At 52.6% G+C, this 12,785-nt stretch carries 12 protein-coding genes; 5 read left to right on the top strand and 7 right to left on the bottom strand.

Going from position 1 to position 12,785, the window contains the following annotated elements; translation table 11 throughout:
- Window positions 1-18 precede the first annotated feature (18 nt).
- Entirely contained in the window at window positions 19-456 is a 438-nt protein-coding gene (locus R5268_RS15185; RefSeq protein WP_036413461.1) for a rhodanese-like domain-containing protein, read from the bottom strand.
- A 354-nt stretch (window positions 457-810) separates the two neighbouring features.
- On the opposite strand from R5268_RS15185, the gene envC reads away from it, so the two are divergent.
- Together envC and R5268_RS15195 are read left to right on the top strand one after the other, a co-directional pair.
- The gene (gene envC / locus R5268_RS15190; protein WP_410795839.1) at window positions 811-2,094 is read left to right on the top strand and encodes a murein hydrolase activator EnvC; all 1,284 of its coding nucleotides are present in this window, start codon (window positions 811-813) and stop codon (window positions 2,092-2,094) included.
- Window positions 2,095-2,100: 6 nt separating this feature from the next.
- Window positions 2,101-3,177 (top strand): divergent polysaccharide deacetylase family protein, encoded by a 1,077-nt coding sequence (locus tag R5268_RS15195; protein WP_410795840.1) that lies wholly within the window; start codon window positions 2,101-2,103, stop codon window positions 3,175-3,177.
- Here R5268_RS15195 and R5268_RS15200 read toward each other — a convergent pair.
- Window positions 3,174-4,157 carry a hypothetical protein gene (locus tag R5268_RS15200; protein ID WP_317419636.1) on the bottom strand — a complete coding sequence of 328 codons (984 nt, stop codon included), beginning with the start codon at window positions 4,155-4,157 and terminating at the stop codon, window positions 3,174-3,176. The genes R5268_RS15195 and R5268_RS15200 overlap by 4 nt on opposite strands.
- 26 nt (window positions 4,158-4,183) lie before the next feature.
- Window positions 4,184-5,113 carry a hypothetical protein gene (locus R5268_RS15205; RefSeq protein WP_317419637.1) on the bottom strand — a complete coding sequence of 310 codons (930 nt, stop codon included), beginning with the start codon at window positions 5,111-5,113 and terminating at the stop codon, window positions 4,184-4,186.
- A 213-nt stretch (window positions 5,114-5,326) separates the two neighbouring features.
- On the opposite strand from R5268_RS15205, the gene rfaD reads away from it, so the two are divergent.
- From rfaD to rfaC, 3 genes are read left to right on the top strand one after another with little or no spacing between them, the layout of a single operon-like run.
- The gene (gene rfaD, locus R5268_RS15210) at window positions 5,327-6,265 is read left to right on the top strand and encodes an ADP-glyceromanno-heptose 6-epimerase (protein WP_260249886.1); all 939 of its coding nucleotides are present in this window, start codon (window positions 5,327-5,329) and stop codon (window positions 6,263-6,265) included.
- Window positions 6,266-6,275: 10 nt separating this feature from the next.
- A complete protein-coding gene (gene rfaF / locus R5268_RS15215; RefSeq protein WP_112550554.1) occupies window positions 6,276-7,337 on the top strand; it encodes an ADP-heptose--LPS heptosyltransferase RfaF in 1,062 nt (353 codons plus the stop codon).
- Entirely contained in the window at window positions 7,322-8,299 is a 978-nt protein-coding gene (gene rfaC, locus R5268_RS15220) for a lipopolysaccharide heptosyltransferase RfaC (RefSeq protein ID WP_054425637.1), read from the top strand. Before rfaF ends, rfaC begins: the two co-directional genes overlap by 16 nt.
- Window positions 8,300-8,301: 2 nt before the next feature.
- On the opposite strand, the gene R5268_RS15225 is transcribed toward rfaC, so the two are convergent.
- Genes R5268_RS15225 through rfaQ form a run of 4 tightly spaced genes read right to left on the bottom strand, consistent with a single transcriptional unit; the run spans window position 8,302 to window position 12,609 of the window.
- Window positions 8,302-9,279, bottom strand: coding sequence for a polysaccharide deacetylase family protein (locus tag R5268_RS15225; protein WP_052926503.1), 978 nt, complete (start codon window positions 9,277-9,279; stop codon window positions 8,302-8,304).
- An 11-nt stretch (window positions 9,280-9,290) separates the two neighbouring features.
- Window positions 9,291-10,412, bottom strand: a complete 1,122-nt coding sequence (locus R5268_RS15230) for a glycosyltransferase (protein WP_317419638.1) — start codon at window positions 10,410-10,412, stop codon at window positions 9,291-9,293.
- A complete protein-coding gene (locus tag R5268_RS15235; RefSeq protein ID WP_182106293.1) occupies window positions 10,412-11,539 on the bottom strand; it encodes a glycosyltransferase family 4 protein in 1,128 nt (375 codons plus the stop codon). The genes R5268_RS15230 and R5268_RS15235 overlap by 1 nt, the downstream gene beginning before the upstream one ends.
- Window positions 11,536-12,609, bottom strand: a complete 1,074-nt coding sequence (gene rfaQ / locus R5268_RS15240; RefSeq protein ID WP_182106295.1) for a putative lipopolysaccharide heptosyltransferase III — start codon at window positions 12,607-12,609, stop codon at window positions 11,536-11,538. Before rfaQ ends, R5268_RS15235 begins: the two co-directional genes overlap by 4 nt.
- Window positions 12,610-12,785: the final 176 nt, after the last annotated feature.

Here is a 12,785-nt window from a genome sequence, read left to right on the forward strand (position 1 = left end):
CAATCATCCTTTGCCGGATTACTTTTTGCTGCGGGAAAGCGGCAGGTTATCACCGGTCCAGCCGGAGAGGCCGTCTTTCAGCACAAATACACGTTCAAAACCCGCTTTGAGCAGGCTTTCGGCCGGTTTAACCAGTTCCATACCGTTGGCGGAAACCAGGATAACAGGACGGTTTTTGTGCTTTTCCACTTCACCGAGATTGTTGTCTTTAATTTCTGACGGTGTCAGATTGACCGCGTCAATGATATGACCACGGCGGAAATCGTCCCGGGTACGGGTATCCACAACAATCGCTTCTTCTTTATTCATCAGTGCGATAGCCGTGGAACGCGGAATCGTTTTCACTTTTGAAAACAGTCCTTTAACAGTCAGTACGATGACTGAAATCAGTAATGCAACCCAGACAAGGCTGATAATAGGGTGCTTACTGACAAATGGCATAATTTCTTGCAGCATGGGGGACAATAACTCCCGTTGGTTAATAACAAAGATCAAAGGGCAGAAGTATACCTGTGTGCCGGTTCAAATACAGCCGGTCTTGCCCGGGTTACGGCTGTTTTCATCATAATTTTGCGGCGTATGCCGCGAAAATTCATTTTTCCGTCAGACAGAGGGGTTAATTTACCATTGATTCACGGTTAAGGTAAAAAACAAACGCAACAAATTCACCGTGAATCTCCGCCGCCGGATTGTCCCGAAGTGTAAATCCCGGATAACAGGACTGGTAACGCTTTAAATGGCATGGAATAATTGTAGTTTAGAATAGTTAAATACGATCGTTTCTTTGGCGCAACGGCAGGGTCAGATAAATTGGCGCATAAGCACGTTTTCCGCACACATTCACGCCGGGTATCTCCCGGTGTCCGCACATTGCTGGCAGCACTGCTGTTACCGGTCTCTTTTGCTGTTTCTGCCGCCAATACAACCACTGCGGATGCCAGCAAAAATGAACTGAAAAATCTCCAGCTGAATATTGCGGAGAAGGAAAAAAGCGTCAAAGAGCAGCAGGGAAAACGCGCCAGTCTGTTAACCCAGCTGAAAAATCAGGAAAAAGATATCGCCGCTGCCGGTCGTGAACTCTATTCCACTCAGAAAACCCTGAAACAGCTCGAGAATGAAATCGCGACGCTGAGCACGGAAATCAAACAGCTGGATTCGAAGCAGAAAGCCCAGCGTGAACTCCTGTCAAAACAACTCGATGCCGCATTCCGTCAGGGACGTCATCAGGGTGTTGAACTGATTTTCAAAGGTGAGGAAGGCCAGCGCGATGAGCGTATCCTTGCCTATTACACCTATATCGGCGCTGCGCGGGAAAAAACCATCGCGGAGCTGGAAGAGACCACTCAGCAGTTGCACGCCCGCCGTCAGACTGAGCAGCAGAAACGTGCAGAGCAGAAAAATCTGCTCGGTAAGCAGCAGACAGAAAAGAAAAAACTGGACAGTGCCCGGATTGCGCGGAAATCCACGCTGACCGAGCTGGAGCGCTCACTGAAAGCTGATCAGAAAGATTTGCTGGTGATGCGGGAAAACGAAAGCCAGCTGCGTAACAAGATAGCCAAAGCGGAGCGCGAGGCCAAAGCCCGTGCGGAACGCGAAGCCCGTGAAGCCGCCCGTATCCGTGAAAAACAGGCGCAGGCGAAGAAAAAAGGCTCCACCTATACGCCGACACAGGACGAGCGCTCGCTGATGTCCCGTACCGGGGGACTGGGCCGCCCTGCCGGTCAGGCGATCTGGCCGGTTCGCGGTCCGCTGCTGCACCGGTTCGGTGACAGCATCTCCGGTGAGCTGCGCTGGAAAGGTATGGTGATCGGCGCACCGGAAGGCACACAGGTAAAAGCCGTGGCCGATGGCCGTGTCCTGCTCGCTGACTGGCTGCAGGGATATGGTCTGGTTGTGGTGGTTGAGCATGGTAAAGGGGATATGAGCCTTTACGGATATAACCAGAGCGCACTGGTGAATGTGGGTGATCAGGTGAAAGCCGGTCAGCCGGTTGCACTGGTGGGCAACAGCGGAGGTCAGGAAAGACCGGGCCTCTATTTTGAAATCCGGCGCCAGGGACGGACGGTTAACCCGCAGCCCTGGCTGGGGAGATAGCACACAGTGACTTACCGGCAGAAAACCCAAAATATCTTACTGACTTCGTTAATTTTTATCACTTCGTCACTGATAACGTTTTCTGCCGCGGCTGCACAGCTCGCCATTGTGATCGATGATTTCGGTTACCGCAAACAGGATGATAACCGTATCCTGGAACTGCCGCCGCAGGTCTCGATCGCTATTCTGCCAAACTCCCCGTTCGGCAAAGAGATGGCGGAGAAAGCACACCGCCAGGGCCGTGAAATTCTGATCCATATGCCGATGGCTCCGATCAGCAAACAACCGCTGGAACGCGATACCCTGCGCCCGTCCATGAGTGCCGCAGAAATTGATACCCTGATTAAAGCCGCAATTGCCCGGGTGCCGTATGCCACCGGGATGAATAACCATATGGGCAGTGCGATGACCTCTGATCTGACCGCCATGCAGCATGTGATGACGTCGCTTTCCGGCTCCGGTTTTTACTTTCTCGACAGTGTGACCATCGGCAGCACCAAAGTCACACAGGCCGCACAGGGAACACCGGTTCGCGTGCTGCGTCGCCAGGTTTTTCTGGATAACGTGCAGACAGAAGAAGAAACCCGCAAACAACTGAACCGCGCTGTTGCGCTTGCCCGCAAGCAGGGTTCGGTGATCGCCATCGGGCACCCGCATCCGTCAACGGTCCGCGCCCTGCATAAGCTTATCCCGCAACTGCCGCCGGATATTCAGCTGGTGTCTCCGGGGTATATGCTGACACATGCCGGTAAGCCGTCCTCCGTGAAACCACAGCCGGAAAAACCGGTCGTGCCGGTTAAACCCGCAGAGCAGGAAAAACCGTGGCTGACACCAATGACAGAGCAGTGCGCGGGTCAAGCGGAAATCGGCGGGGAGTTTTACGTCCGCTATATCAATCTGCTGGCCGAAGCCGTTATGAGAGATCAACTGAACGGTAACGTGGCAGAAGTCCTGTCTTCCATCCGTATGGCGCTGCCGCAGCCGGATGTAACACCGCCTGCGGCAAAAGAGTCAGTCAGCACTGACCTGAAGGCTGCGGAAAAAGCAGCGGAAATAAATAAAGAGCAGAACACCGGTAATTAATTCGACATCGGTTCCGATGCCGGTATTTCCCGGAACAGTTTTTTCACCATCATCCGCAGAATAAACCCGGCGATCACAAGGCCCAGATAGCGGGAAGCGGTAACTGAGCCTTCCGTTGCGTCCGGATTACCGTAAGTATTACCGCCGGTAAAATAAAACGAGATAAAAATCAGCCCGTAATATACCAGACCGATCACCAGTGCACCGGCCACAGCTGTCAGCAACAGTCGTTTTACCCGCAGCTGTTCCCCGCTGTATCCGAAGGCACTGTACAGTATCGCAATCAGAACAGAAGCCATGATCAGCAGTTGCAGCAATAAGTCCGTGAACCCGGAGGTAAACAGAATAAACACGAACTGTATGATCCCCTCACGGGACGAGCTGTCCGCCGCGGTTATAAAAATCAGGAATGACGTCAGAAAATAAATGATCAGCATCGGTATCACCAGTAATACACTGTTCACCAGACGGTGATTCTGCGGTGTCAGCCGGGATGCCGGGGTATTTTTACTGCATGCTCTGGTCATCAGCCACGTCGTCAGCCATACAACGGCAACCGCCACCAGCAATTTTAAAAACCAGTGCAGTGTCATCATCAGTACCGGCGGAGAGGAAAAGTGCGGCCTCTTTTCCATACCGGGTAATGTCATCATCAGCTGCAGAAAACCGGCGGCTTCAATCAGGACAAAACAGATAACCGCCATAATAATGACGCGGATAACCGCCCCGGAATCTGCCCGGCTGAAATGCCGCTGCAGGAAAACAAATGACGTCACCACAAAGAACAGCGGACTGTACACAATCCACTCCGTGATGCTGTTAAGCTGAATCAGCGGCCAGAGATAATAAAAGACATACCCCGTCAGCAATTTCGGCAGAATAACATATACCCAGAGGTATCCTGCCCCCAGCCAGACCAGCACAAATAACAGCGGCAGGCGGAAAAATGACGTGTTATCCGCGGATGATTCTCCCTGCATGTATCACTCCTTTTTATATCAGCCTGTTACCGGCGGAACATCACACCGGTGACAGCACGGCTTATCCACAGTGTCAGCACGACACAGACCGCCGTTATAGTCCATAACCCGGTCTCCCCGAAGTGCCGGAAATTATCGGTGACTAATACCATATAAATAGTACCGGCCGTGACAGCCACCATCGCCAGAAAACTGAGCACGGTACTGAGCAGAACGGAAATGACCAGCGGCCTGATCTGCACTATTCCGCCTGCCACCGGGAATTTATGACGAACAACAATAAAAATAATGCCGCACGAAATCAGTAAACCTGCTGCGGTGGTATACACATTATCAGACAGCGGCGCCGGTATGCCGCCGGGGAGATACGGAGTTATCACCGCCGTCAGAAATAACGTGATCATCCACATCAGATACACCATCCCGCAACTGAACAACAGTGCGTAAATATCCGGCGTTTTTCCGTCCGGAATAACCGCAGGATGGCTGACTTTAAGATAATATTTCGCCACCAGACGGGTTGCGATACCCAGTAATACAAATGAGATCAGGTACAGACCAATATCTGCGGTTTTGACCAGCAGAATAACGTCCGCAAACTCCGCTTTCTCCGCAATCATTTTCGCCATCAGATGACTGAGCCATTCCGCTTTGAGGCTGCCGAGGATCATGTTTGCTGTATACAGAAAGAGAGTAAGACCGATAACGGCCAGAACGGTTTTACGATTCAGTTGTGTTATCCGGTAATGATAAAAAAATAATGATGTCAGAGTAAAAAGCCCGGTCAGCTGAATCAGCTGAAAAGCAAATACTTTTGACAAATAGGCCGCTAATGATAATTCCGGATAGCGGACACTGATATCCGGGTAAGAGACCAGGATCAGCGAACCACTCAGAATAAGTGCATAGGCCAGTACAAATAATAGCGGTAACCGGAAAACAGTGGTCGGGTTCATGCATATTCCTTTAAAATCCGGAGACACTGTCCGGCCGGATAACATAATAAATAATATCCACGGTATAACAGATCACCGGCGGAAAACAACCTGATGACACGAGGGATCTTCCTGCCGCCGCAATTTTTTCATCCACGTCAGACCCCCATCAATGCTATGATGAAAACAGTGATTTTTTCATTTTCTTAAATGAACCGAACAGAGGAATGCGTGATGATTATTGTCACCGGCGGCGCCGGATTTATCGGCAGCAATATTGTAAAAGCACTGAATGATGACGGCTACACGGATATTTTAGTCGTGGATAACCTGAAAGACGGTACCAAGTTTGTCAATCTGGTGGATCTGAATATCGCCGATTACATGGATAAAGAAGATTTTATCGCCGGTATTGTGGCCGGGGATGATTTCGGGGATGTCGAGGCGGTTTTCCATGAAGGTGCCTGTTCTTCCACGACCGAGTGGGACGGCAAGTACATGATGGATAATAACTATCAGTACTCCAAAGAACTGCTGCATTATTGTCTGGATCGCCGGATCCCGTTCCTGTATGCCTCTTCTGCCGCCACCTACGGCGGACGCAGCGATAACTTTATTGAAGATCGGCAGTACGAAAAACCATTGAACGTGTATGGTTACTCAAAATTCCTGTTTGATCAGTATGTCCGCGAAATCCTGCCGGAAGCAGAATCTCAGATCTGCGGTTTCCGTTATTTCAATGTGTACGGCCCGCGTGAAGGCCATAAAGGCAGCATGGCGAGTGTCGCGTTCCATCTGAATAATCAGATTTTAAACGGCGAAAACCCGAAATTATTCTCCGGCAGCGAAAACTTCCTGCGCGATTTCATCTATGTGGGTGATGTGGCGGATGTGAACCTGTGGTTCTGGAAAAATGCCAAATCCGGTATTTTCAACTGCGGCACCGGCCGTGCGGAATCTTTCCAGGCGGTCGCCGATGCCGTGACCGGGTTCCACACTGATCGCCAGTGTGCTCTCGATTACATTCCGTTCCCGGAAAAACTGAAAGGCCGTTATCAGGCTTATACCCAGGCTGACCTGACCAATCTGCGTGCCGCTGGTTATCCGGGCGGATTCAAAACGGTCGCCGAAGGTGTTCGTGAATATATGGCTTGGTTAAATCAGGGAAATTAATTAAACGCACATGAAAATTCTGGTGATCGGGCCGTCGTGGGTCGGTGACATGATGATGTCACAAAGCCTTTACCGTACCCTGAAAACACGTTATCCGCAGGCAACAATTGATGTGATGGCACCTGCGTGGTGCCGTCCGCTGCTGGCAAAAATGCCGGAAGTGGATGAAGCTATCGCCATGCCGCTCGGCCACGGCGCGCTGGCTCTCGGCGAGCGCCGCCGTCTGGGGCATTCCCTGCGTGATAATAAGTATGATCGTGCTTATGTGCTGCCGAACTCGTTAAAATCGGCTCTGGTGCCGTTTTTTGCGAAGATCCCGGTGCGCACCGGCTGGCTGGGCGAGATGCGTTATGGTCTGCTCAACGATCACCGGAAACTCGACAAAGCCGCTTTTCCGCTGATGGTGCAGCGCTATGTTGCCCTCGCGTATGATAAAGCGGATGTCCCTGCCGCCACTGCCCTGCCGCAGCCTCTGTTGTGGCCGAAGCTGGTGGTGCGGGATGAGGATATCGCCGAGAGTATGGCGGCGTTTAATATCAGCGATCACCGCCCGGTCATCGGTTTTTGTCCGGGGGCTGAGTTTGGCCCGGCCAAACGCTGGCCACATTATCACTACGGTGAATTAGCGAAGAAACTGATTGATGAGCGTGATTTTCAGATAATCCTGTTCGGCTCGGAAAAAGATCACGCCGCCGGAGAGGATATTCTCGCCATGCTCAGTGATGAGCAGCGTGAAAACTGCCTGAATCTGGCCGGAAAAACCTCGCTGGAACAGGCGGTAAACCTGATTGCCGGTTGTCATGCCATTATCACCAACGATTCAGGTCTGATGCATGTGGCCGCCGCACTGGATCGCCCGCTGGTCGCCTTATACGGCCCGAGCAGCCCGGATTTCACGCCGCCGCTGTCAGATAAGGCCCGCGTTATCCGCCTGATCACCGGTTATCACAAAGTCCGTAAAGGGGATGCGCATGAGGGCTATCACCAGAGCCTGATTGATATTCAGCCGGAACGTGTTCTGTCTGAACTGGATGATTTGCTGAAGAGTTCCCCGCCATGCGCCGTGTGTTAATCGTCAAAACCTCATCGATGGGCGATGTGCTGCATACCCTGCCCGCACTGACTGACGCCGTGCAGGTATTCCCGGATATCACCTTTGACTGGGTGGTTGAAGAGGGCTTCGCCCAGATCCCGGGCTGGCACTCTGCGGTTGATCGCGTCATTCCGGTCGCTATCCGCCGCTGGCGGAAAAACTGGTTCCGCCGCGATATCCGCAATGAGCGCCGTCAGTTCCGCGAAGCTGTTCAGTCGCAGACTTATGATGCTGTGATTGATGCACAGGGACTGATTAAAAGCGCACTGCTGGTCACGCGGCTGGCTCACGGCCGCAAGCACGGCTATGACCGGCACAGTATCCGCGAGCCGCTGGCGAGTTTTTTCTATGATGAAAAACACGCTGTCAGTAAGACACAGCATGCCGTTGAGCGCATCCGCCAGCTTTTTGCCCTGAGTCTCGGTTATGAAAAACCGCAGATACCGGGCGATTACGCGATTGCCGCCCATTTTCTGAATAACCGCACCACACCGTCAGATACCGCGCCGTATCTGGTCTGCCTGCACGCCACCACCCGCGATGCCAAACACTGGCCGGAGTCACACTGGCGGGCGCTGTTTGCACAGCTGGCGGACACGGATCTGCATATCCGCCTGCCGTGGGGTGCACCGCATGAACAGGAGCGGGCGCAGCGTCTGGCTGCCGGATTTACACATGTGCATGTGTTACCAAAATTATCACTGGCAGATGTGGCGGCAGAAATTGCCGGTGCAGAGGGCGTGATTTCAGTGGATACCGGACTGAGCCACCTGACAGCGGCACTGGATAAACCCAATATCACCCTGTACGGCCCGACTGATCCGGGGCTTATCGGCGGTTACGGTAAAGGACAGTTTGCCCTGACAGCAAAAGACGGGGAATTGTCATCGGTCAGTGCGGATGATGTGCTCGCCGCAATGGCAGAGCACATGCCGCGTTAAGATTACGATGCGTTACGCTGTGCGAGTTTCCGCTGATAAAACTCCGCCAGCGTCATCCCTTCCGCACGCTGAGCGATATACGCAAACAGCTGTTCCAGGTCATCATACAGTGCGTCAATCGCTGCCTCATCCCTGAATGTCGGGCTTCCGCCCGGCATAAACTCAGATGAATGCAGCATAAATTCAATGTGATCGTTTCCCTGAGCCAGACAGGCATCAACCACCTGCTGCATCTGCGCCAGATTCCCGCCTTTCGGCCGCAGCCAGTTTACGGACGGCGAACGCTTTTTGCCGCGTAACGTGTCGTAAAACTGTTTCAGACCGTTCATCAGCGGGGAATGGCGGAACTGAACACTCATCGGCACCTGTAACAGAGAAGAATCCCCGGCACGGCGGATATCATTCAGATCCATAAAATAGGCGTCAGACGGAAAGTTCAGGTAATTGGTGCCCCCGTTACCGATGGGTGCCGGTGCTCCGGGGGTATATGCCCAGTTCACCCGTGGTGTCACGGAACAATCGGTCTGATAACCAAACTCTGCCAGTAAGCGGGCGTATTTTTCATTGAATGCCCAGCGGCCTGCACGGTGACTGACCATTTTGGTCTGTAATTTATCTTCCAGCAGCGATGTCATGACATTAATTTTTTCTTTCATCACATCGTCAGGGTATTCAATCAGATAGGGCTGGAAACGGTCATCATCCGCTGTCAGTGCTTTCAGCGGCGGACTGTTCCAGGCGTGCAGATGCATGCCGATTTCTCCGGTCTGCCGGGCAATCACATCCTGTGCAAATTCAATATAGGCATCATCGGTGGCCATTTCATAGTTGGTCAGCCAGACCGGCTTAAAGTTGTACTTCTCACACAGTGTCTGAAAACGCGGTAAAAACCGGGTGTTCTGCGTGGTGATCGCAGGACCGGATTCCCAGAGGTTATCCCCCTCTGTATCAAGGGTGATGATAAAAGCGGGTTTCGCCATGGTTGTGCTCCTCACGCGTATGTTGACGCGACTGGCTGAATCAGGTCACAGTACTGACTGACTATCGTCTGCTGCTCAAACTTATGATACATCTCCGGGGTGATCACCGGCGGATGTTCATAAACCAGACGGATTTTTTCCGCCAGGCTGACAGGGGTCAGGTCGGATAAATAAGCGGTAAGTTCACCGGTCATAATTTCACTGATCCCGCCCGGACAGCGGGTACTGACAACCGGTGTACCACAGATCAGTGATTCGATCAGAACAGAAGAAAGTCCCTCACTGTCAGAACTCAGAACCACCGCTTTCGCACCACGGATGATCGGCATCGGCTTTGACTGAAAACCGATAAATTCCACCCGGTCTTCCAGCCCCAGTTCAGCTACCTGGCTTTTCAGTGTCTGTGTAAACGACTCACTGCCCTGCCCCGCCAGCAGCAGCTTGCACGGCAGATTAGCCAGCGCAAATGCGGTCAGTAATCTATCCTGCCGTTTTACCTCATGAAAACGCCCGAGATGCACCATATAATCCTGCCCCTGATACGGATTATCTGCCCGCGACTGGCGCTGAATATCCTCAATATCAAACGGGTTATAAATGGTCACACACTGCTGCGGAATCACCCCGACGTTTTCACATAAATCCCGGCACACCGCACCGGAAACCCCGATAATATTCCGTCCGTTATACACACTGCGGATTTTCGCCTGTTTCACACGGCGGCGCAGACCGGTTTTATTCCCCAGATAACTGGCCGAAAACATACCGTGAAGACAGAACCAGACATTCAGCCCGGCCAGCGCCTGTGATGCGGCTACAATACGGTCGGTTTTGTGCAGATTGGACACCACCAGTGCCGGTTTACCTTTGCGGGCAAACAGGCCGGATAAAAAAGTGTCCATCTTTCCGGCACGACGCCGGATTTCAGTCTGACGGCGGAACAATCCCCGGTATGTGTCCGCGGATACCTGATAATCCACGCCTTCCGGAATGTCATAATCACGGGTATTACTGAGTGATAACAGCGTCACATCATAACCGGCCAGAACCAGTCCGTGGCTCAGGCTCAGAACCACCCGTTCAGCGCCGCCGCCCGGTAAACCGTCAATAATAAATAAAATATGCTGTTTCATTATGCCAGGACCCGCCCGTAAAGATCGATAAGCTGCTGTGATAACGCCGCCGGTGTATAAGGTAAAACCCGCTGCCGGGCACATTCCGACATCCGGCTGCTGAGGTGATCACAAGGGAGTTGTGATACCGCCTCTGCCAGCCCGTCAATATCGAGCGCATCACAGACAAACCCCTCTTCACCCTGCGTGATAAACTCCGCTCCGCCGCAGGTGGTGCTGGTGATCACCGGCAGTGCGCAGGCCATCGCCTCCGGTACCACATTCGGGAACGGATCATACAGCGTCGGCAGCAGCAACCCGTCACTCATCTGATAAAACGGCAGTGTCTGTTTCTGCATGCCCGCAAAGCGGATACGATCAGCGCACCCCAGAGATACCGCCAGCTGACGATATTTTTTTTCTGCCTTATCCTGACCGATTACCAGCAGATACGCATCATTGCGGCTGACAGCAGCAATCGCAGCCGCAAGCCCTTTGCGTTCAAACCCGGAACCGACATACACCAGACATTTTGCCGCTGCCGGGATTTGATAAGTCTGCCGCAGCGCAAGGCGCTCAGCTTCCGGTAACGGATGAAATTTCTCAGAATCAATCCCGTTATAGATGACGGTTATCTGTGACTCTGACAAACCAAAGTCTTCCATCACCTCTTTTTTCACCATCACTGAATTACAAATCACCTGCTTAAAGTGCGGATCATGGTACATCTCCTGCTCCGCCTTCATCACATAACGGTGGTACGGTGAGGCAAATAACAGTTTTGCCCGCCAGGCGGGCAGTACCCGCGCCCGCTGCAACAGCCAGCGGCGGTGCACGCCATCGCCGGCCCGGTAAATATCACAGCCGGCAATACGCTCATGGCTCTGCACAATATCAAATTTTTCTTTTTGCCAGCAGGTACGGGCAGCGTTGGCAAATCCCCGTTCACGGCTGATCCGGCCCCATTTCGGCGGATTCACCACATGAATATGCCAGCCTGGTGCAGCTGCACCCTGCCAGGAGCGGGTGATGACATTCAGCTCCAGATTTTGATTATCCAGAGCCTCCAGTGCCCGGGATACAAAACGCTCCGCGCCGCCGTCCGGACGGTATTTCTGACGGACAATCGCCAGACGCATCTCTTTCATAAATATCTCCGTGCCGCTGCAATCACTGCTTCTGCCGGGATCGGACTCAGGTAACGCTCATCCGTCCCGGTATCCACATCATCTGGGTCCGGCTGTTCGCCGTAGTCTGATGCTTTAATGATCTCACCGGTTGCCTGCCACGGCGACCAGAACACCAGTTTTGTCGGGCCGAACAGGGCTATCATGGGGGTTTTCAGAGCGGCGGCCATATGCATCGGAACAGAATCCACGCCGATATACAGTTTTGCGCGATCAATCAGGGCTGCAAGCTGAGGCAGGGTCAGTTCTCCGGCAACGGAGACAATCCGGCCGTCTGCCACTGCCTGCTGACACCGCGCCAGAATGGATGCAATCATCTCTTTTTCACGCGCATCCGGCCCGCTGCTGAGGACAATCTGATGTCCTTCATCCGCCAGGGTGCGGATAACGTCACTCATTTTGTCGTCATCCCAGCATTTGTAGAACCAGCGGGACGTCGGCTGCACCACAATATACTCACCGGTCACCTGTTTATGCTGCAAAAGCTGCTCTGTCTTCTGCCGGTCTTCCTCTGAATACGCCATCGTGACATGACTGACAGTCACCGGCAGATTCAGCGGCGCTAACCCGTTAAGATTCTGCTCCACCGTATGCGTGGTCAGTTCCTGTGAGGTATCCGCCAGCAGGGTGTAACATTTTTTCCAGAAAATACTCTGCCGTTTCCATAAATCCAGCCCGATACGGATACGGGCACCGGTGAAACGGGTCACAATTGCGCTGTACCATTGATCAGCCAGATTCACCACCATGTCATAACGACGGCGGCGCAGTGATTTCAGTAAACGCCACTCATGCCCGATACGTTTACAGGTTCCTTCTTTACGCCAGGCTCTGTCCATGGCAAAAATATGGCTGATGCCGGGATGACGGCTGAGCATTGGTGCCGTTTCCTGATACAGGAGAACATCCACCTCAGCATCCGGGTAATTCGCTTTCAGTGTATTAATCACTGGTGTTATCAGCAGCATATCGCCGTGATGACGGAGTTTTATTACCAGAATACGCTGTACCGGCGCGGATGCTGTTTGCATAAGAGTTCCATTTAAGATCAGACAAAAATCAAAGAATACCAGGTATCAATATCTGAGGCACAGATTACCATAAATCGTTCCCGGCAGTATTAACAGATAGCGCAGTGTGTTATGCCGGACAGCCGTAATTCCGCCCCCGGCACCACCGGGTTTATGCTTTTTAATGCGCTATTCGT

The sequence above is a fragment of the Morganella sp. BCCO 40_0007 genome, assembly GCF_032989665.1.
Taxonomy (GTDB): domain Bacteria; phylum Pseudomonadota; class Gammaproteobacteria; order Enterobacterales; family Enterobacteriaceae; genus Morganella; species Morganella sibonii.